A 20,676-nucleotide genomic window follows, 5' to 3' on the forward strand; every position below is an offset into this window, starting at 1 on the left:
CGGGGATCGGGTGGTCGGCCGGTCCGCTAGGCGGCGGTGACCTTCTCCGCCGGGATCCGCACCGGCTCCGCGGCGGGTTCCGTGACCTTCACCGGCTCGGTGCCCGTCGCGCTGTGCCGTGCGGCCCAGTTCTCCAGCGCCGTGCGGCAGGCGTGGTCGAGGTGGTGCAGGCCCGACAGGTCCAGCTCGACCGGGCGGTCCTGCGGCAGGCCCTCCAGGCTGTCGAGGATCTTCGGCAGCCGCAGGAAGGTCGCGTTGCCGGACAGGTACGCCTGGATCGGACCGGCGCCCTTGTCGATGATCTCGAGCTTGATGTGCGAGGCCTCCCAGGCGGTCTTGACGACCGACAGGGCCAGACCGATGAGCACGCCCTCGAACATGTTCACCGCGACGATCGACACGGCGGTCACGATGAGGATGAGCGCTTCGCCCTTGTGCTCCCGCCACAGCGCCGTGATCTGGCTGAACGGGATCAGCTTCCAGCCGGCGTGCACGAGGATGCCGGCCAGGGCGGGGATCGGTATCAGCGCCAGGGCCCACGGCATCGCGGCGGCGAACAGCAGCAGCCACACGCCGTGCAGCACGCGCGACGCCTTGGTCTTCGCACCCGCGTTGACGTTGGCGGAGCTGCGCACGATCACCGCGGTCATCGGCAGCGCGCCGAGCAGACCGCACAGGGTGTTGCCCGCGCCCTGGGCGACCATCTCCTTGTTGTATTCGGTGCGCGGACCGTCGTGCAGCCGGTCCACGGCCGCCGCGCTGAACAGGCTCTCCGCGGAGGCGATCAGCGCGAAGGCGATGATGGTGCCCCAGATGGCCGGGGTGGCCAGCTCACCGAAAGCCTCGGCCCCGGGCGGCTGGACGACGCCGAGCAGACCCTCCACCTGGACGGTGGCGACCGGCAGGCTGAAGGCGAGCGCGGCGACCGTGGCCAGGACGACGGCCGCGAGGGCGCCGGGCACGGTCTGCACCGCCTTCGGCAGCTTCTTCCACAGCACGATGACGGCGACGGTGCCCGCGCCGATCGCGAGGGAGGCCAGGGCCTCGGTGCTGCCGAGCGCGTCGGTGAACGCCCCGGGCAGGCCCGCGATCTTGCCGAGGCCGGTCTCCGGGGCCTTCAGGCCCGCTGCCGCGTATATCTGCCCGGCGATGATCACCAGACCGATACCGCAGAGCATGCCCTCGACGACGGAGACGGATATCGCCCTGAACCAGCGGCCTATCCCGAAGAAGCCCATGGCGAGCTGGAGCAGCCCGGCGAACAGCACGATCACGCCGAGCGTGGCCACCCCGAACTCGCTGACGGCCTCGAAGACCAGCACGGTCAGGCCGGCGGCGGGCCCGGAGACCTGGAGGCTGCTGCCCCGCATGAGCCCGGTGACGATGCCGCCCACGATGCCGGTGATCAGGCCCAGCTCGGCGGGAACGCCGGATGCGACGGCGACGCCGACGCACAGCGGCACGGCGACCAGGAAGACGACGATGGAGGCGAGGAAGTCCTGCCTCAGGTAAGGGAACTTCGACAGCATGGTCACCAGCCCCCTCAGAGCGTCTCGAACGTGTCGGATTCCGCGCGGTGTTCCCGCACGATGCCGGTGTGGACCTCGTAGTACCAGCCGTGCAACCGGAGTTCACCCGCGTCGAGGCGCTTTTCGACGCACGGGTAGGAACGCAGCCGCAGCAGCTGCGTCAGCACGTGGTTCTGCACGGCCTCGGCGACCGTCGGGTCGGCCGGGTCGGAGCACTCGGGCTCGTCACAGGCGTGCGCGAGCCAGTCGCGCACGGCGGGTACGACCGCCAGATCGTCGTGGCGCACCACCGCGCCCACGGCACCGCAGTGCGAGTGGCCGCAGACCACGATCTCCCGGACGCCCAGGACTTCGACGGCGTACTCGATGGTGGCCGCCTCCGAGGTGGGGTGCTCGAAGGAGTGCGGGGGGACGACGTTGCCCGCGGTGCGCAGCTCGAAGAGCTCGCCCGGGCGGGCGCCGGTGATCAGGGCCGGTACGACCCTGGAGTCGGAGCAGGTGATGAACAGGACGTCGGGGGACTGGCCCTCGGCGAGGCGGGCGAACTCCTCAGGGCGCTGTCCGAACTTGCGGGCGTTGTCGATGAGGGGCTGCATGGTGTGGTGACTCCTCCTGGCGCGCAGTGGGGGCGCGTCGGACGGGCATGACAGGGGTGGGGGGAAACGGCTCGGCTGCCTCAGCAGCGGAATACCTGAAGTGCCGCCGGGGTGTGCGACGTCGAGGATCTCGATGTGCGGTGGTGCGCGGCGCCGGGTCCGGCCGCTTGCGGTGCCGTCGGCCGGATGTGCCTCTGCAGCGGCCGTTCGGGCGCCGTGGGCGCCGAGTCCGCGGCGTGGGACCGGTCGCGGGTGCGCAGGGGACCGGTCGGGTCCCCGTGGTGTCCGGCGCGGCAGGTCGCCGTCTCGTCCCGCAGAGCCTTCCCGGGATGCTTGTGGCCGGGGCGCGAGGACTTTCCGGAGGGCTTCGTGCCGGGCTGAGCGTTGGCCTCGACTTGACCGTACGTGTGCGCGGATGCGAAGGACGCCGTCGGCGCGAAGAACTGGAGGGCGAGCAGGGCGGCGGCGAGGATCGAAACCACGGTTCGTGCCGTCGTGCCTCGGAACATGCGCCCCCCTTCAGGTGATTGACACGTCTAGTGCTGACCAACAGTTGGTCAACGACTGGTCAAGAAACACGTTAACCCTGCAAAGTCGTTTGCAGGGTTAACTTAACGTTTCAAGCTGAAGAGAGCCTGAAAACCATGCGTCGGCTGGCTTGAACAGGCGCTTCTCATCGACCCGTTGGGCGCGGTGACGGAGGGTCGATCACCGAGGGTCCGCCAGCTTGCCCGCGTCCCGGGCGAGGGCGGTGAGCCGGGATATGGCCCTGAAGTACTTCTTGCGGTAGCCGCCGTTGAGCATCTCGTCGCTGAAGAGCCGGTCGAAGGGCAGGCCCGAGGCCAGCACGGGCACCTCGCGGTCGTAGAGCCGGTCCGCCAGGACGACGAGTCTGAGAGCCGTCGACTGGTCGGGAACCGGCCGCACCCCGGTGAGGCACACGGCCTTGACGCCGTCGGTCAGAGCGCCGTACCGGCTGGGGTGGACGCGGGCCAGGTGCTCCAGGAGGGGCGGGAACGCGTCGAGGGAGGCGCCCTCGGTGGCGTGCGCCGCCTTCGTCACCTGTTCGTCGGAGTACGGCGGGGGTGCCTCGGGCAGGCCGCGGTGGCGGTAGTCCTCGCCGTCGATGCGCAGGGCGCGGAAGTGGGCCGACAGGCCCTGGATCTCGCGCAGGAAGTCGGCCGCGGCGAACCGGCCCTCGCCGAGCTTGCCCGGCAGCGTGTTGGAGGTGGCGGCGAGCGCGACGCCCGCGTCGACGAGCTTGCCGAGCAGCGTCGACACCAGGACGGTGTCGCCCGGGTCGTCGAGCTCGAACTCGTCGATGCACAGCAGGCGGTGGCCGGACAGCGTCTGCACGGTCTGCTGGAACCCGAGGGCGCCGACCAGGTTCGTCAGCTCCACGAAGGTGCCGAAGGCCTTGAGCGAGGGCTCGGCCTCGGTGGCGTGCCACAGGGACGCCAGCAGGTGGGTCTTGCCGACGCCGTAGCCGCCGTCCAGGTAGACACCGCGCGGTCCGGCGGGAGCCTTCTTCGCCGCCTTGCCGAAGCCGAACAGTCGCCGCTTGCCGGAGCCGGCCGACGCCCCCGGGCCGAGGCCCGCCGCGAAGTTCTCCAGGACCCGGACGGCCTCCGTCTGGCTGGGCTGGTTCGGGTCGGGGAGGTACGTGCTGAAGCGGACGGAGTCGAACCGCGGCGGCGGCACCATCTCGGCGACCAGCCGGTCCGCGGGAACGCGCGGCTCACGGGCGCACAGGGACAGCGGGGCCGGGTCGGTCACAGGGCCGGTTCCGGAGGGGACGGGGGAAGAGGACACGGTTCACCATGCTACGGGGCGTGGAACACTGCACGGCATGCGACGTCTGTTCCCTGTGACCGATGAAACAGCAGCTCCGGCCCCGGGTGGCGCCTCAGGCGGGGACGCCGGACGGGAGTGGAGCCTGGACGAGCTGGCCGCCGCGTACGCCTACCCCGAGCCGGGGCCCGGGGGGCCGGTGCCGTGGCTGCGCGCCAACATGGTGTCCACGCTGGACGGGGCCGCCCAGCACGACGGCCGTTCGCAGCCCATCTCCAGCGCCACCGACATGCGGATCTTCGGCACCCTGCGGGCGCTGGCGGACGTCGTGGTGGTCGGAGCGGAGACGGTGCGCAAGGAGGGGTACCGGCCGGCCCGGGCGCGGGAGGACTTCGCCGCGATGCGGGAGGCGGCCGGGCAGCGGCCCGCACCCGCGATCGCGGTGGTGAGCGCCGGCCTCGACCTGGACTTCTCGCTCCCGCTGTTCACCTCGCCCCTGGTGCCCACCCTGATCCTCACCGGCGCCGCGGCCGCCCCCGACCGTGTCGCGGCCGCGGAGAAGGCGGGCGCCCTGGTGGTGACCGCCGGGGACGGCATCGGCATCGACCCCGCCCGGGCCGTCCGGGAACTGGCCGGCCTCGGTCACACCCGGTTGCTGACCGAGGGCGGCCCGCGGCTGCTGGGCCAGCTGGTCGCGGCCGGTGTGCTCGACGAGCTGTGCCTGACCGTCTCCCCGATGCTCACGGCGGGCGACGCCCAGCGCATCGCGGGAGGGCCCGCGGTCACGGTCCCGCACCGCTTCTCACTGGTGTCGATGCTGGAGGAGGACGGCTTCCTCTTCACCCGCTACGGGCGTGCCTGACGCACTGAACCGCCGGTCGCGGGGTACAAGGTGTCGGCGGCCGGGTGGGCCGGCCGGCCGGTTCGCCCGGGAACGGCAGGGAAGATCGCGGTCCGCCCGTTCGTCGGTGGAATATGCCACTCCGTTCGGTTTCCGGAGGGCACACTGGATCAGGCAGTACCCGTGCGAACACGGGGCAGGATGGTTTCCGCAGGGCCCGGCGCGGCCCGCGGAGGAGTGGGGCCACGGGCCCCCGGAGCGGAAGGGGCGCCTGGTGTTCACCAGCGTATTGATGATCGAGAAGGCGCTGACGTCGGCCGACGTGGAGTTCGTCACCACCTTGCACGGCGAGGAGCAGGTCTCCTTCCAGGTGCTGCTCCAGCCGCGCGGCGAGCAGGCGGACCGACTGCTGCGGGCCATCGACGACGTGGCGCTCGGTGAGCTCGACGAGGCCGTCCGCGAGGGGGAGACCCCGGAGGGCGAAGAGGCCCTGAGCGTCGGGCAGCGGGCGCTGGAGGTCTCACTCGCCGCGCTGCGGGCCTCGGGCAGCGCGGCGGAGGGGCGGCTGATCGAGGATCACCCGCTGGACGCGCTGAAGTCCCTGGTCGAAGAGGTCGGGGCGGACGAGGTCATCGTGCTGACCGACCCCCACTACGTGGAGGAGTTCTTCCACCGGGACTGGGCCTCCCGGGCCCGGCACAAGGTCGGGGTGCCGGTGCTGAAGCTGTTCTCGCACAGCAAGGCGTAGGGCCCCTGATGGGCGGTCCGGCCCCGCGCACGCAATAGGCTTGGCCCGCTCACTCTCGTCACCCGAACTTGGAGACACGCATGGCAGCCGGCCTTCCTCCCGCCATGGACCGACCGCACTTCATCGGGATCGGTGGGGCCGGAATGTCGGGTATCGCGAAGATCCTCGCCCAGCGCGGGGCCGTGGTGGCGGGCAGCGACGCCAAGGAGTCGGCCACGGCCGAGGCGCTGCGCGCGCTGGGCGCCACCGTGCACATCGGGCACGCCGCCGAGCACCTCGCCGACGACGCCAGCTGTGTGGTCGTCTCCTCGGCGATCCGCCAGGACAACCCCGAGCTGGCCCGCGCGGCCGAGCGCGGCATCCCCGTCGTGCACCGCTCGGACGCGCTCGCCGCGCTGATGGACGGGCTGCGGCCGATCGCCGTCGCCGGGACGCACGGCAAGACGACCACCACCTCGATGCTGGCCGTGTCGCTGAGCGAACTGGGCCTGAAGCCCTCCTACGCGATCGGCGGGGACCTGGACGCCCCCGGCTCCAACGCGCTGCACGGCGAGGGCGAGATCTTCGTCGCCGAGGCGGACGAATCGGACCGCAGCTTCCACAAGTACGCGCCCGAGGTCGCGATCGTCCTCAACGTCGAGCTGGACCACCACGCCAACTACGCCTCGATGGACGAGATCTACGAGTCGTTCGAGACGTTCGTCGACCGGATCACCGAGGGCGGCACGCTGGTGATCGCCGCCGACCACGACGGCGCCCGGGAGCTGACGCGCCGCGTCCGGGCGTGCGACGTGACCGTCGTGACCTACGGCGAGTCCGAGGACGCCGACGTGCGCATCCTGTCCGTCGTGCCGCAGGGGCTGAAGAGCGAGGTCACGGTGGTGCTGGAGGGCGAGGAGCTGACCTTCGCGGTCTCCGTGCCCGGCCGGCACTACGCGCACAACGCGGTCGCCGCGCTGGCCGCGGGCGTGGCCCTCGGGATCCCGGCGGCCGAGCTGGCCCCGGCGATCGCCGCCTACACGGGCGTGAAGCGGCGCCTCCAGCTGAAGGGCGAGGCCGCGGGCGTGCAGGTCATCGACTCCTACGCGCACCACCCCACCGAGATGACCGCCGACCTGGAGGCCATGCGCGCGGCGGCGGGCGATTCCCGCATCCTGGTGGTCTTCCAGCCGCACCTCTTCTCGCGGACGCAGGAGCTCGGCAAGGAGATGGGCCGGTCCCTCGCCCTCGCGGACGCCTCGATCGTGCTGGACATCTACCCGGCCCGCGAGGACCCGATCCCGGGCGTGACGAGCGAGCTGATCATCGAGGCGGCCCGGGCCGCGGGCGCGGACGTGACGCCGGTGCGCGACAAGGCGGACGTCCCGTCGGCCGTCGCGGGAATGGCCAAGCCCGGTGATCTCGTTCTCACCATGGGAGCGGGCGACGTCACCGACCTCGGCCCGCTGATCCTGGACCGTCTGTCGAACTGAGGGGCTGGAGGCTCATGCCGTACGACGTGGAGAAGCCGGACGAGCAGTGGCGCGCGGAGCTCTCCCCGGGGGAGTACGCGGTCCTGCGGCAGGCGGCCACCGAGCCCGCCTTCACCGGTGAGTACACCGACACCAAGACCCGGGGCGTCTACTCCTGCCGCGCCTGCGGCGCGGAGCTGTTCACCTCGGACACGAAGTTCGAGTCGCACTGCGGCTGGCCGTCGTTCTTCGACCCCAAGGACACCGACGCGGTGGAGCTGATCGAGGACCGGTCGCACGGCATGGTGCGGACCGAGGTGCGGTGCGCCCGGTGCGGCTCGCACCTCGGGCACGTGTTCGCGGGCGAGGGATACCCCACGCCCACGGACCAGCGGTACTGCATCAACTCGATCGCGCTGCGACTGGCTCCCGCGCGGGACTGACACGGCGCTCAGCGGATCCGGCACTCCTTCTGTGTGAGGGGTGCCGTGTCCCCCGCCTTACGCCTGCACACCACGCGAGGGCGGGCGGTGCCGTCCTTGGTGCGGCGGACCTCCTTGAGGACGATGCTGTGCCCCGTGCGGTCGCCGTACAGCGGGGCGCCCGTGAAGTCGATGGTGCCTGTGGCCATGCCCTCGATCTTGACGCTGCGCAGGTTCACCCAGGTCGAGGCGCGGCTCTGCGGCCGGTCCCCGCGGGTGGCCGCCCAGAACAGCGCGCGGGTCGCGTCATGGGCCAGGGCGGTCTGGCCGCTGGCCAGGGCGGGGCTGTCGTAGCGCAGACGGCGGTCCCGCATCCCCGGCAGGTACGTGGCCGCGTCCAGGTAGAAGCCCGTCTCGCCGGCGGCCGTCCCCAGCTCCGCGAGGGCCGCGTGGTACAGCGTGACCTTCGGCGCGACGGACTGCCCGCCGCCGTCGAAGTCGGCCTTGGACAGGTCGTCGCCGGTGAGGATGGCCAGGGGCTTCCCGGCGCAGCCCGGCTCGGTGCCCAGCTGGGTCATCAGCGGGTCGATGTCCTCCACCCGGCCGGCGAAGTAGATCACGGAGGGGACCCGGCCGCCGCGGCAGATCTCCTGGGCGTGCGAGCGCAGTTCCGGCTTGCCGCCGCTCAGGGTGTAGCGCCGCTGTTCGAGCGGGGTGAAGCCCTGCCGGCGCAGCATCCGCCGGCCGTAGCGGGCCTGCTCGTCGGTGTAGAGGTCGTCGGTCCGCGCCGTGTCGCGGGCCAGGACGAGGGAGTACTGGCGCCGGTGCGGAGTGCGCAACTGGGCGGCGATCAGACCCAGTTGACGGATCTGCCAGTCGTCCGTGGCGGCCAGGCTGAACCAGTTGGCGAACTCGCGGGGCAGATACGTCGCGGAGTTGGTGCCGGAGACGACCGGCAGGCCGGCCTCCATCAGGGTGCGGATCGTCGCCCGGCTCGACTTCAGGTCCCGGCCGGCGCCGACGACCCCTACCACGGTCGGATCATGGGCGGCGTACGCGGCGATCGCCTCGGCCATCCCCACCTGGTGGCCCAGGTCCACGCCGCCGTTGGCGATCAGGACGCGCAGCTTCACACTGGAGTTCTCGTTGACGACGGCCTGCGCCAGGTACACGCCCGCCAGTTCCTCGGCGCCCTTCACCAGGGAGGACCCGGAGTCGGTGGAGGCGCTGAGCGGCCCCGCGTAGACGACGGTGACGTATGTGCCGGCGGCGAGGACCTTCTCGTTCTGGCGGGCGATGCGGTCCTCCAGGTCGGCAACCGTCCAGGGCGTGCCCTCGTCCGCCGTGAGCGCCTTGACGTCGTCGCCGGGCTCGGGCGCCGGCAGCCAGTCGGAGAAACGGACGCCGTCGGTCGCTATGCCGATGCACTCCGGGCGGCCGTCGGGTGTCTGCTCGCGGCGGGTGTCGCGGTTGGCGGTCAGCACGGACGCCGAACAGTAGCGGTCGTGCAGGGCGTCGGCCCGCATGACGGTGCCCGCCGCCAGCAGGCCGGTCACCAGGACCAGGGTGTGCAGGGCCCACACCAGCCGGGCGGGCGTGGGCCGGGCGGAGGCCCGCAGATGGGGGCGCACCTCCTCGACGGGGCCCAACTGGTCGTGCGGCAGCGGGACCTTCAGCACCCACGGCAGGACGGAGCGTTCCCGGCTGGGCGACTGCTCGGCGCGCAGGTTGCGGCCCCACTCCCGGTACCAGGTGCGCAGCCGGACGCCGAACGTGGGCGGCGCCGGCTCCGGGACCGGTTGCGCCGGGACGACGCTGCGCTCCATGCGCGGCACGTCGTGGGCGCGTACCGCGGCCACCACGAGCAGCGGGTCGAGCTCGCTGCGCCGGCTGCGGACGTCGCTGATGGCGCGGATCAGCTCGATGCCGCCGTTGCGGTCGTCGGCGTGCGGCAGGAACAGCATCGGCGGCCGCGGCCGTTTGAAGCCGCGCAGGTCCCAGCTCCAGCGGCGGTGGTTGTCCCGCAGGTCCTCGCGCAGCGCCAGCACGCACAGCTGGAGGTGGAAGTCACCGCCCGTCGTGAGCGCTTCGGCCACGTCCTGGGCCCGGGCCGCGATCGCCTTCCAGGAGCGCACCGGCCGCAGCAGCGAGACCTCGGTGGGCTTCTCCTGGTCGGCCGCTCTCAGGAAGGTCGTCGTCATGAACCAGCGGCTCTCGCGGCGCAGCCACAGGAAGATCGGCGCCCGCCCCGGCAGGACGTAGTTCAGGACGGTCAGCAGCAGCAGGAAGACGAGCCCGGCGCCGACCGCCACGTACCACTCGCTGCGGGCGAGCAGCGCGGCGAGCACGGTCACCAGGCTCGCCGGGAGGATGTGCGCCATGTCGAACAGCGGCAGGCCCGAGCGCCAGCGGGCGGTGTTCTTCGGCCGCCAGCGCTGCTGCGCCAGCTCGTTCAGCAGCCGCTGCCGCGGGTCCTGCCCGGCCTCGGGGCTGCCCGGGGCGGGCGCCGGCCAGGTGTCGCCGAGGGCGGCGACCGCGTCGTCGATGGCGTGCACCAGCCGCAGCCGCGGGAACGCGTAGCGCCGGTAGACGGCCTTCGGCCCGCCCCACTTGCGCGGGTCGCTCAGCGCCCGCACCAGGGCCGCGGCCCGGCGCACCTCCGTGGCGCCCTCGTAGGCCTCCTGGGCCACGGCGCACCGCGTGCCGTGCGCCTCCTGGCCCACGTACAACTGCCGTACCAGCCCGGCCACCGCCTCGTCGTCCCGGCTCTCCTGCCCGTGCACGACGAACACCGGCATCGGCGGTTCGGCGCTCCTGCGGAAGTCCTGGATGAGGATCTCGAGCTGGTTGTGCAGGAGGCGCCCCGCGTCGCTCTCCGGCATGCCGTCATGTCCGCCGGGGCACTCCGGCGGCGTGCGATCGGCGTTCACCATGGGCAACCCCCGTTAACCTTCGGTGACCTACGAGGCTAACCCGTGCGGGTGGGGTGGGAGTGGGTGACGCACGAACTCCTGTTTCGTCCACATCGTTGACGCGGGCCGTCCGCATCCCCACACTGGCCTGACTACGTAGTCAGGCGATACCTGTCTCGCTCAGTGGGCACCATGACTACGTAGTCGGCCTCTGCCCAGTCGACCTCACTCGATCCCGGGAGTCCCCATGCCCACGAGCGGAACCGCCGGTGGGCGACGCCGCCGTGGGCCCGGCATGACCGAGGTCGCCCGGGCCGCCGGGGTGTCGCAGAAGACCGTGTCGCGGGTCGTCAACGGTGAACCGCACGTCAGCCCCGAGGTGCGCGACCGGGTGCTGAGGGCCGTGCGGGAGCTGGACTACCGCCCCAACACCGCGGCCCGGGCCCTGCTCCTGGGCCGCTACCGGCGCATCGGCGTGGTCTCGCTGGGCAGCGCGCTCTACGGCCCCGCCACCCTGCTCATCGCGCTGGAACGGGCGATGAGCAGGGCCGGCTACTCCGCGGCCCTGGCCAGCACCCTGGAGGGGCACAGCGTCTCGGCCGCCGTGGAGGCGCTGCTGGACCAGGGCGTGGACGGGATCGTGCTGTCCGAGCCGGTCGACGACGGCACTCCGCTGCGGCTGACCGCGGAGGTGCCCGTGATCAGCCTCGGGGAGGGCGTCGAACTCCCGCCCGGGGCCGCCGGGGCCGTGGTCGGCGCCGACGGGGTCGCGGCGGCCCGGCTCGCCACCGAACACCTGCTGTCCCTCGGCCATCGCACCGTCTGGCACATACCCGGCCCGCAGGACTGGTGGGCCGCCCGGGACCGGCTGCGCGGCTGGCGCGAGGCCCTCGCCGCCGCCGGGACGCCCGAGCCGCCGCTGCCCTCACCGGGCGACTGGAGCCCGGCCTCCGGGTACGCCGCCGGACGGCAGCTCGCCCGGCTCCGGGACGTCACGGCCGTGTTCGCCGCCAACGACGACATGGCCATCGGCGCCCTGCGCGCGTTCGCCGACGCGGGCCGCGCCGTCCCCGGCGAGGTGAGCGTCGTCGGCTACGACGACATACCCGCCGCCGCCTACCTCTGCCCGCCGCTGACCACCGTCCGGCAGAACTTCGCCGCCGTCGCCGAGCGGGCCGTGGAGGTGCTGATCGGTCTGATCGAGGGCCGTCCCGTCCCGGCCGGGGCGGCCGAGCGGGCGGTCGAGCTGACCGTGCGGGGCTCGACCGGGCCGGCCGCCGGACCGGGTTCCGCCCGCTCCCGCCCGTAGCCGTCCCACGTGAGGAGTCACGTGTCGTACCCCCTGGCAGCATCCGCCCCTGCGACGCGCCGCGCCCTGCTGCGCGGGGCCCTCGGCGTCGGCGCGGCCACCGCGCTGTCCGCCTGCGGCGGTGGCCGCACCACCCTGCGTACCTCCGGTGACGTCACCCTCGCACTGTGGACCCACGACCCGGGCTACGAGGCCTTCTTCGAGAAGGGCATCCCCGGGGCCGACCGCGCGGGCGACTTCCGCTACCACCTGAGGGTCACCCGGGCCGGCGCCCCGGACATCGTCACCAAACTGCTCGCCCAGGCCGTCGCCGGACGCGGCACCCCCGACCTCGTCGGGTTCGAGATCGGCAGCTTCCCGCGCATGCTGCGCGGCGACATCGCCGAGCGGCTGCTGCACGACTTCACCCCCGACATCGAGGCCGTCCCCGGGCTGAAGGGCGACCTGCTGCCCGCCCGCACCGCGCCCTTCAGCAGGGACGGCCGGGTCTACGCCTTCGACTCCGACACCCCGATGGTCGTCTACTTCCACCGCCGGGACCTGTTCGAGAAGTACGGCCTGCCCGAAGACCTGGCGACCTGGGAGGAGTTCGCCGAGGCCGGTGCGCGGGTGCACCGCGACCACGGGGCCTCGCTGTGCGTCGTCCCCACGGTGGGCAGCGACCCGGGCCAGGTCGTGCAGTCCTTCCAGATGCTGCTCTACCAGCGCGGCGGCGCCTTCTTCGACGCCGACGGCCGACTCGTCCTGGACTCACCGGAGGCCGAGGAGGTGCTGCGGTTCCTGTGCGACGGGCTGCGCAGCGGGTTCGTCGTGGAGGTCTCCGACTACTACGGGGCGGGCATGCAGACCGCGCTGAAGAGCGGCCGGGTCATCGGACTGCCCATGGCCATCTGGTACAAGAACTACGGCCTGGTGACCAACGTGCCCGAGCAGAAGGGCAGATGGCGGGTGCGGGCACTGCCGCGGTTCGCCTCCGGAGGCGGAGTGACCGCCGCGCTGGGAGGCACCGGGTTCGGCGTCGTCGAGGACAAGGCCAACACCCGGGCGGCGACGGAGTTCCTCTTCAGGACGTGGCTCACGCACGAGGGGCAGGTCCGCCGGTTCACCGAGACCGGTTATCTGCCCACGCGACGGTCGGTCTACGAGGATCCGCGGCTGGGCGCCTACGAGGACGAGTTCTGCGCGGGGCAGCGGCTGTTCGAGCTGTACCGGTCGCTGCTGCCGGACGTACCGCCGTTCCATCAGAGCCCCGACCAGTCGATCCTCTACGACGTGCTCGGGGGGAACCTGCTGCGCGCGTATCACGGGGATCTGTCGCCGCGTCAGGCGCTGATGCGAACGGCAGCGGATTTCCGTGACCAGGCCGGGCGGTAGCGCGGCCGCGGCGCCATCGTGGTGCGCCGCGCCCCGCGGCGGAGCCGCATGTCGATTCAGCCCCGCGCCCCTGGAAGGCGCTGCGACCCCCGCGTTCGGAGGACCACCATGACCACCACCCTGACCGGGGCGTCCGGCACCGCCCGCACGCGCAGCGCCCCGAAGGGGCAGGAGCGGCGCCCCCGTCGGACCTGGGCGCCCTACCTCTTCGTCTCGCCCTTCTACCTCCTCTACGTCCTGTTCATGCTGGTCCCCGTCGGTGTCTCGCTGTGGCTGAGCCTGACCGAGTGGGTCGGACTCGGGCCTCCGCACTGGGTGGGGCTGCGCAACTACCGGCTGCTCGCCACCGACATCAGCTTCCACCGGGCCCTGGGCAACACCGCCGTGTTCGTGCTGGTCGCCCTCTTCCTGGTCGTCCCGCTCGCCCTGCTGATCGCCCAGGCGCTCAACACCCGGGGGCTGCGCCTGCGGGACCTGTGGCGCACCGCCTACTTCGTGCCGATCGTGGTGTCGCCGATCCTCGTCGCGCTCGTCTTCGGGCTGATCTTCGACCGGCAGTTCGGGCTCGCGAACGCCCTGCCGCGCGCGCTGCTGGGCACCGGCGGTGTCGACTGGCTCGGTGATCCGGACCTGGCCAGGGTGAGCATCGCGCTGGTGATGCTGTGGCGCTGGACCGGCTACCTCACCGTCTTCTTCCTCGCCGGGCTCCAGAACGTGCCCAGGGAGCTGTACGAGGCCGCCGCACTCGACGGGGCGGGACGGCTGCGCACCTTCACCACCGTCACCCTGCCGGCACTGAAGCCGGTGACGGCGTTCGTCGTCGTCACGTCCTTCATCGGCGCGGCCCAGATCTTCGAGGAGCCGTATCTGCTGACCGGCGGCGGGCCGGCCGAGTCGACCCTGTCGGTGACCATGTTCATCTACCGGGCCGCCTTCCAGCGCCAGCAGTTCGGCTACGCCGCGGCCGCGGCGGTCGTGCTGTTCGTCCTCGTCTTCGGCCTCAGCCGGCTCTTCAACCGTCTCCTCGGCATCGGGAGGGCCACCCCATGACTCGCGCCCGCCTGCCCCTGTACGCCTTCCTGGTCACCCTGTTCGTGGGCTTCCTCGCCCCGCTGGTGTGGGCGCTGAGCGGCTCGCTCAAACCGCGCGGCGACATCTTCGGCCACCCGCCGAAGCTGCTCCCGGACCCCTTCACACTGGACAACTACCGCACCCTGCTCACCGCGCAGCCCTTCGCCCGCTGGTTCCTGATGAGCACGGTCGTCGCCGTCGTCGCCACGGGCGTGTCCGTCTTCGTGTGCGCCCTCGCCGGTTACGCCTTCGCCAAGTTCCGCTTCACCGGCCGGCGGCTGCTGTTCGGCGTCATGTTCGGCTCGCTGTCGATACCGTTCGCGGTGATCCTCGTGCCGCTGTTCGTGATCCTGGTGAAGACCGGGCTCGGCAGCCCCTGGTTCGCGCTGATCGTGCCCTGGGCGGCGCCCGCGTTCGGGATCTTCATGATGCAGCAGTACATCGTGCAGTCCGTTCCGGACTCGGTGCTGGAGGCCGCACGGATCGACGGGGCGAGCGAGTTCGGGATCTTCCGGACCATCGTGCTGCCGCTGCTGCGGCCCGCGCTGGGCGCGCTCGGCGTCTGGCAGTTCCTCCAGAGCTACAACAGCTTCCTGTGGCCGCTGGTGCTGGTCTCCGACAGCTCGCAGTACACCCTGCCGCTGGGCCTGCAGACCCTGTTCGTCTCCGAGCAGCGGCAGTACAACCTCGTGCTCGCCGGAGCCGTCCTCGCCGTCCTGCCCGCCGTGGCCCTCTTCGTCCTGCTGCGCAAGCAGCTCCTCGAAGGGCTCTCCACGGGCGCGGTCAAGGGCTGATTTTCCATCAACCGCCATGGAGGAGAGCCATGTTCGAGCTGCCCCGGCGCGTGCTGTTCGGCGCCGCCTACTACCACGAGTACCAGCCCCGCGACCGTCTCGAGGACGACCTCGACCTGATGGCCGAGGCCCGCTTCACGGTCATCCGGGTCGGGGAGTCCGTCTGGTCCACCTGGGAGCCCGACAACGGGCGTTTCGACCTCGACTGGCTCCAGCCGGTCCTGGACGGCGCCCACCGGCGGGACATCCGCGTGATCCTCGGGACGCCGACGTACGCGGTGCCGCCCTGGCTGGCCCGGCAGTACCCGGAGATCGCGGGGGAGTCCCGCACGGGTGAGCGCATCGGCTGGGGCGCCCGGCAGGAGGCCGACTTCACCCACCCGGCCTTCCGCTTCCACGCCGAGCGGATCATCCGCAAGATCGCCGAACGCCACGCGAGCCATCCGGCCGTCATCGGCTGGCAGGTCGACAACGAACCCGGTCCGCACCTGCTGCACAACCACGGTGTCTTCCAGCGGTTCACCGACGAACTGCGCGAGCGCTACGGCGACGTGGAGACCCTCAACCGCGCCTGGGGCCTGGTCTACTGGTCGCACCGGCTGTCCACCTGGGCCGACCTGTGGACGCCGGACGGCAACGCGCAGCCGCAGTACGACCTGGCCTGGCGGCGCTTCCAGGCCCGGCTCGTCACCGAGTTCATAGGCTGGCAGGCGGACATCGTGCGCGAGTACGCCGCGCCCGGCCAGTTCGTCACGACGTGCATCTCCTACGACCGCCAGGGCGTCGAGGACGACAAGCTCACCGAGTGCCTCGACGTCACCGCGGGCAACCCGTACTACACGATGCAGGACGCCCTCGCCCTGCCGGACACGGGCGCCGGGGACCAGGGCTGGACGACCAACGGCACCTGGGCGCTGTACCGCAGCGCCGACCGCATGTACTCCTCCCGCCAGGAGCCCTTCCTGGTCACCGAGACCGACGCGCAGGCCATCGGCGGACCGTGGGACAACCGCCCCGCCTACGACGGTCAGTGGCGCCAGGCGGCCTGGGCGCTGATCTCCCGGGGCGCCTCGATGATCGAGTACTGGCACTGGCACACCCTGCACTTCGGCGCCGAGACCTACTGGGGCGGCATCCTCCCGCACAACGGCCGACCCGGCCGCGTCTACCGTGAACTGGCCCGGCTCGGCGCGGAGTTGGAGCGGGCCGGTGATCTGGTGTCGGCCCTCGCCCCGGACGCCGACGTGGCCTTCCTCTACGACGGCCCCAGCAAGTGGGCGCTCCAGGGCCAGCCGCCGCTGGCCGGCGCCGACGGAGGTCCGGACGGCCGGTCGTACGAGAGGATCTTCGACGCGTTCTACCGGGGCGCCTTCGACGCGGGGCTCCAGGCGCGTGTCCTGCATCCCGGGCAACTGCCGGACGTTCAACTGCCCCCGGTGCTGGTCGTGCCCGCCTACTACGCCGCCGACGACGTGGTCCTCGACCGGCTCCGGGCCTACGCCGAGACCGGTGGGCATCTGGTCCTCGGCCCGCGCACCGGGTACGGCGACACCGAGGCCCGGGCCCGCACCGATCTCCAGCCGGGCCGGCTGGCCGAGGCCGCGGGGGTGACGTACGACGAGTTCAGCAACCTGCGCGAGCCGTTGCCCGTCCGCGGCTCGCACTCCCTGCCCCTCCCGCCCGGCGCGCACGCCCTGCACTGGGCGGACGGACTGGCGCCACGGGGCGCCGAGACCCTGGCCACCTACGAGCACCCGCACTTCGGCCGCTGGCCCGCCGCCACCACGCACCGCCACGGCGCCGGACGCATCACCTACGTCGGCACCGTGCCCGACCCGGACTTCGCCCGCGCCCTGTTCGGCCGGTGGGCCCCCGAGGACGCCTGGCGCCCGGCCCACCCGAGCGTCACGGCGACCTCCGCGACCGCCCGGGACGGCCGCCGGGTGCGCTTCCTGCACAACTGGTCCTGGGACGAGGTGTCCGTGCCGGTGCCCGCGCCCGTGCGGGACGTGCTGTCGGGCGCCCGGTACGCCGACGCGGTGCCGCTCGGAGCGTGGGACGTGAAGGTGCTGCGGGAGGCCTAGGCCGTGTCCGAGGCGGCGGATGGGTCCTGGGCGGCGAGTTCTTCGGCCAGTTGCATACAGCGCAGGCGGGCCGGGGAGAAGTCGTAAGGCATCTTGCCGGTGGCTTCGAACACGCTCATGGAGTCGGCCTCCCGCCTGCCGGAGCCGAGGCCGGCCTCGCCCTTGCCGTCATCGGCGGTGGCAGGGCGCACCGTGTCCCAGGCGTCGAAGAGGGCGTCGTCGTCCTCGCCCAGGCCCGACTCCTCGATGACGGCCTGCAGGGCGCTTTCGAAGGCGTGCCGCTCGACGGCCACGCGAGCCACCCGTGGATCATCGACGGCGACACTGTCGTCGAGTGCCTCCTCGGCGTCGTCGATGCGGTCGGAGTCCTCCCGCAGAGTGGGGTGCGTGGCAAGGGCGACGAAGCGGGTGGCCTGGACGGCCGCGCCGAGCGGGCCGAAGATCCGCTCGGTGACCAGCAGACTGTCCAGGTCCGCCTGGCGCAGGGAGCCCTCGGGCAGCCTGTTGAGGCGTTCGGTGACGACGTCGGAGAGCAGGCCCGTCCGGCTGCCTTCGGTGCGCATCCGCCGCACGGCGGTCCGTTGCCGCCGCAACTCCGCCTCCTGCTCGGCGAGGCTTTCCTCCAACCGCTCCAGGATGCCCGTGACATCCTCTCCGCCGTCCGCACCGGCGCAAGCCCTGCCGGTGGTGAAGGCGTCACGGATGTCGTTGAGGGCGATCCCGGCATCGGCCATCCTGCGAATCCACAGCAGGCGGATCATGTCCTCGTACCCGTAGCGGCGGCGGCCGTCGCCGCCCCGCTCGACCTCGGGGAGCAGCCCGATCTCGTGGTAATGGCGGATCGCCCGCGGCGTGATGCCGGTGAAGGCCGCCGCGTCACCGATCCTGACCTGGCGGGGTGGCATGAAAGACGCATGCATGAGCAGGGACCCTTCCTCAAGGCATCGGGACGTGAGTCCACGGGACCACATGCCGCTACGGCACGTGCAACCCCCCGCACACCGCTCCGCCCAAGGCCAGGAAATGCGCGTTCCCGATGCGCTGCCGGACTGTGCGCGGGCCGTCACCGGCGGCCTGTTCCCCGCGCCGCCGACGGCGTTCCTGCAGGCGCTGCCCGGCACCTGCCGGCGTGTCACCTCATCGCGTGGCCGGGAACCCCGCGCTGCGCAGCACCCGTCGCCGGGCGTCGACCGCGAACACCTCGCAGTCCTTCCGGGCGGCGGCCCAGGCGACGCCCTCCGTGCCGAGCGCGAACGCCGCCGTCGCGACCGTGTCCGCCTCCGTCAGGGTGGGGGCGAGCACGGTCAGGCTGAGGAGGCCGGTCGCCGGGCGGCCGGTGCGGCCGTCGAGGATGTGGTCGCCGCGCTCGTACCGGGCGGAGGTCGCCACGGCCCGGTCCGTGACGTCCAGCACGGCGCACAGCCGGTCGGCGTGTTCGGGGTGGCGCACGCCGACGCGCCAGGGGCCGCCGGAGGCGATCACGTCACCGCCCGCGTTGAGGCAGAACCGCCTCGCCCCGGCCGCCGCCAGCAGGTCCGCCCCCTTCTGCACCGACCAGCCCTTCACCACGGCGCAGGGGTCGAGACCGCGGCCGGGCAGCCGCGCGTCGAAGGCGCCCCCGGTCGCGATCCGGTACTCCTCGCACAGGTCCAGCACCTCGCGGAGCTCCCGGCTCGGCTCGCGCAGCTCGCCCCGGTCCAGCCGTGACACCTCGCTGTCGGGGCGGAACGGGCTGAACCGCGCGTCGGCCTCGCGCAGCCAGGCGAACAGGCCGTCCACGGGTGCCCCGGGGAAGTCCTCGTCGTCGATCCGCACCGACACGGGAAATCCCATGACGTGCTCGACGCGCCGCATCCGCTCACCCCCTCGCGTCGAGGGCGGCCTGGAGCGACTCCTTGTAGCCGTCGCTGGTGATCGTGGCGCCGGAGACGGTGTCGATGTCGGCGCTCTGCGCCTGGAGGGTCTCCTCGACGAGCTTCGGCACGGCCGCGGTGGTCTGCGGATGGCCGGGCTGCCGCAGCATCCGCACCGAGGCGATCCTGTCGCCCTCGAAGGTGACCTCGACCTGGACCGGACCCTTCTCGGTGTCGACGGCGGACCCCGGCACCACCGTGGAGGTGGTTCCGCCCGGCGACGACACCGAGGGGGCCGGCGCGGGCGCGGCGGCAACCGACGACCCGGTCTCCTGCGACGGGGCGTAGCGCCAGAGCGGGATCAGACCCGCGACGCTCAGGACGAGGACGGGCAGGGCTCGTTTCACGGCTTGCTCCTCGTCATCCGGCCAGGCTGAAGCGTTCGAAGTGGGTCTGCGAGGCCGGCACGCCCAGCGCGCGCAGGCTGCCGAGCACCGCCTTCATCATCGGCGGCGGACCGCACAGGTAGACGTCCCGCTCGGCGATGTCCGGCACCAGCCGGGCCAGCTCCCGCGGCGCCAGCCGGTCCGGCACGGGCGGCCCCGTCACCAGGTGCAGCTCGGCGCCCTTGGCCGAGGCGAGGTCGCGCAGCTCGTCGTGGAGGACGGCGTCCCGCGCCGTCGCCACCCGGTGAATCACCACCGCGTGTCCGTGCAACTCCTCCAGCAGCGCCCGGATCGGTGTGACACCGACGCCCCCGGCGATGAGGACGGCGTCCGGGCGGGTGCGGTGCAGGGCGGTGAAGGCGCCGTAGGGGCCCTCGGCGAACACCCGCGTGCCGACCTTCAGGTGCCGCAGGGCCGCGCTGCCGTCACCGGCCCGCTTGACGGTCAGGCGGAGCGTACGGCCGTCGGGGGCGGCGGACAGGGAGAACGGGTTCGCCTGCCACCAGCGGTCCTTCGTCAGGAACCGCCACAGGAAGAACTGCCCGGCCCGGGCGGGCAGCCGGTCCAGATCGCGGCCGGTGACGTGGACCGACACCACCTCGTCGTTCTCCGGGACGACCGCCGTCACCCGCAGCCGGTGGCGGAGGTTGCGCCGCAGCGGCAGCACCAGACGGCCGGCGAAGACCGAGGCCAGGGCCAGGCCCCACACGCCGTACCAGTACGCCGTCGCCGCGGGCGACGAGGTGAAGGTCGTCCCCGCCACGACCTGGTGGGTGAACGCCAGGACCACCGCCACGTAGGTGTACAGGTGGATGAAGTGCCACGTCTCGTAGGCCAGCCGGCGCCGGGCGTACCGTGCCGACACCGCGCCGACCACGAGGATGACCGCCAGGGCGGCGATCGCCCGCAGCACGCCCTCGACGGTCTCGGCGAGGTCCACCAGCTGGTCCACCGGGTCCAGCGACGAGGCCTGCGCGTAGCCGCACACGATGAACACCGCGTGCGACAGCAGCAGCCACAGCACCGAGAAGCCCGTCCAGCGGTGCCAGGACGTCAGCCGGTCCATGCCGATCCGCCGGTCGAACCACGGCAGCCGTGCCACCAGCAGCAGCTGGAACGCCATGAGCAGCGCCGCGTACAGCCCGGTCAGCCGGCCCAGCACGATCAGCGCGTTCGAGGCGAAACCGGCCCGCGCGAAGAACACGGCCACCACGACCGCGTTGGCCAGCAGCACCGCGTACAGGCCGGTGCGGCCCACCACTGTCGGCCGTAGGCGCGGGCGGGTCGCCGCGGGAGGGTGATGGAGAGTCGTCACGATCGGCAGCTCCTGGATCGGATCCGGGGGCTTCGAGCTTGGCGCGCGGGAGCTGTCGGAAAGCTGTCGCTCAACTTTCAAGTGTTTATCGATCCGGCGGCGGGAGGACATGCGGCTGGGACGGCGCGGGGGCTGTGCAG

At 72.3% G+C, this 20,676-nt stretch carries 17 protein-coding genes; 9 read left to right on the forward strand and 8 right to left on the reverse strand.

The features are described 5' to 3' along the window. Positions 1 to 26: 26 nt before the first annotated feature. The 3 genes from AC0665_RS21880 to zapE all read right to left on the reverse strand — a co-directional run bounded on the left by AC0665_RS21880 (position 27) and on the right by zapE (position 3,937). The gene (locus tag AC0665_RS21880; RefSeq protein WP_478705617.1) at positions 27 to 1,529 is read right to left on the reverse strand and encodes a SulP family inorganic anion transporter; all 1,503 of its coding nucleotides are present in this window, start codon (positions 1,527 to 1,529) and stop codon (positions 27 to 29) included. A gap of 14 nt (positions 1,530 to 1,543) precedes the next feature. Beyond that, on the reverse strand, positions 1,544 to 2,125 hold the full coding sequence (locus tag AC0665_RS21885; protein ID WP_478604043.1) for a carbonic anhydrase: 582 nt from the start codon (positions 2,123 to 2,125) through the stop codon (positions 1,544 to 1,546). A gap of 708 nt (positions 2,126 to 2,833) precedes the next feature. Beyond that, complete coding sequence (gene zapE / locus AC0665_RS21890) at positions 2,834 to 3,937, reverse strand: cell division protein ZapE (protein ID WP_478705618.1); 1,104 nt, start codon at positions 3,935 to 3,937, stop codon at positions 2,834 to 2,836. A 37-nt stretch (positions 3,938 to 3,974) separates the two neighbouring features. Between zapE and AC0665_RS21895 the strand changes: the two genes are divergently transcribed. The 4 genes from AC0665_RS21895 (at position 3,975) to msrB (ending at position 7,399) form a co-directional block, all read left to right on the forward strand. Next, positions 3,975 to 4,778 (forward strand): pyrimidine reductase family protein, encoded by an 804-nt coding sequence (locus tag AC0665_RS21895; RefSeq protein ID WP_366050455.1) that lies wholly within the window; start codon positions 3,975 to 3,977, stop codon positions 4,776 to 4,778. A 253-nt stretch (positions 4,779 to 5,031) separates the two neighbouring features. Beyond that, a complete protein-coding gene (locus AC0665_RS21900) occupies positions 5,032 to 5,505 on the forward strand; it encodes an indole-3-glycerol phosphate synthase (protein WP_363118993.1) in 474 nt (157 codons plus the stop codon). Between the two features lie 80 nt (positions 5,506 to 5,585). Then, positions 5,586 to 6,977 (forward strand): UDP-N-acetylmuramate--L-alanine ligase, encoded by a 1,392-nt coding sequence (murC, locus tag AC0665_RS21905; RefSeq protein ID WP_468402970.1) that lies wholly within the window; start codon positions 5,586 to 5,588, stop codon positions 6,975 to 6,977. Between the two features lie 14 nt (positions 6,978 to 6,991). After that, positions 6,992 to 7,399 (forward strand): peptide-methionine (R)-S-oxide reductase MsrB, encoded by a 408-nt coding sequence (gene msrB, locus AC0665_RS21910; protein ID WP_468631699.1) that lies wholly within the window; start codon positions 6,992 to 6,994, stop codon positions 7,397 to 7,399. An 8-nt stretch (positions 7,400 to 7,407) separates the two neighbouring features. Here msrB and AC0665_RS21915 read toward each other — a convergent pair whose 3' ends face one another. Continuing rightward, positions 7,408 to 10,311 (reverse strand): type 1 periplasmic-binding domain-containing protein, encoded by a 2,904-nt coding sequence (locus AC0665_RS21915; RefSeq protein WP_478705619.1) that lies wholly within the window; start codon positions 10,309 to 10,311, stop codon positions 7,408 to 7,410. A gap of 226 nt (positions 10,312 to 10,537) precedes the next feature. Here AC0665_RS21915 and AC0665_RS21920 point away from each other — a divergent pair, with 226 nt between their 5' ends. The 5 genes from AC0665_RS21920 (at position 10,538) to AC0665_RS21940 (ending at position 16,922) form a co-directional block, all read left to right on the forward strand. Then, positions 10,538 to 11,599, forward strand: a complete 1,062-nt coding sequence (locus tag AC0665_RS21920; RefSeq protein ID WP_478510395.1) for a LacI family DNA-binding transcriptional regulator — start codon at positions 10,538 to 10,540, stop codon at positions 11,597 to 11,599. A 21-nt stretch (positions 11,600 to 11,620) separates the two neighbouring features. Beyond that, positions 11,621 to 12,973, forward strand: coding sequence for an ABC transporter substrate-binding protein (locus tag AC0665_RS21925; RefSeq protein WP_478705620.1), 1,353 nt, complete (start codon positions 11,621 to 11,623; stop codon positions 12,971 to 12,973). A gap of 108 nt (positions 12,974 to 13,081) precedes the next feature. Further along, positions 13,082 to 14,023 (forward strand): carbohydrate ABC transporter permease, encoded by a 942-nt coding sequence (locus AC0665_RS21930; RefSeq protein WP_468402980.1) that lies wholly within the window; start codon positions 13,082 to 13,084, stop codon positions 14,021 to 14,023. After that, the gene (locus tag AC0665_RS21935; RefSeq protein ID WP_478705621.1) at positions 14,020 to 14,838 is read left to right on the forward strand and encodes a carbohydrate ABC transporter permease; all 819 of its coding nucleotides are present in this window, start codon (positions 14,020 to 14,022) and stop codon (positions 14,836 to 14,838) included. The genes AC0665_RS21930 and AC0665_RS21935 overlap by 4 nt, the downstream gene beginning before the upstream one ends. Positions 14,839 to 14,867: 29 nt before the next feature. After that, entirely contained in the window at positions 14,868 to 16,922 is a 2,055-nt protein-coding gene (locus AC0665_RS21940; RefSeq protein ID WP_478705622.1) for a beta-galactosidase, read from the forward strand. Here the strand turns inward: AC0665_RS21940 and AC0665_RS21945 are convergent. From AC0665_RS21945 to AC0665_RS21960, 4 genes are all read right to left on the reverse strand, one after another. Continuing rightward, positions 16,919 to 17,842 carry a helix-turn-helix domain-containing protein gene (locus AC0665_RS21945; protein WP_478705623.1) on the reverse strand — a complete coding sequence of 308 codons (924 nt, stop codon included), beginning with the start codon at positions 17,840 to 17,842 and terminating at the stop codon, positions 16,919 to 16,921. The two genes, AC0665_RS21940 and AC0665_RS21945, sit on opposite strands and share 4 nt — an antisense overlap. Positions 17,843 to 18,059: 217 nt before the next feature. Continuing rightward, complete coding sequence (locus AC0665_RS21950; RefSeq protein ID WP_478705624.1) at positions 18,060 to 18,776, reverse strand: FAD:protein FMN transferase; 717 nt, start codon at positions 18,774 to 18,776, stop codon at positions 18,060 to 18,062. 4 nt (positions 18,777 to 18,780) lie between these two features. Beyond that, positions 18,781 to 19,182, reverse strand: a complete 402-nt coding sequence (locus AC0665_RS21955) for an FMN-binding protein (RefSeq protein ID WP_478705625.1) — start codon at positions 19,180 to 19,182, stop codon at positions 18,781 to 18,783. A gap of 13 nt (positions 19,183 to 19,195) precedes the next feature. Next, positions 19,196 to 20,536 carry a ferredoxin reductase family protein gene (locus tag AC0665_RS21960; RefSeq protein ID WP_478705626.1) on the reverse strand — a complete coding sequence of 447 codons (1,341 nt, stop codon included), beginning with the start codon at positions 20,534 to 20,536 and terminating at the stop codon, positions 19,196 to 19,198. Positions 20,537 to 20,676: the final 140 nt, after the last annotated feature.

It is taken from the genome of Streptomyces sp. NPDC043685 (assembly GCF_056436585.1).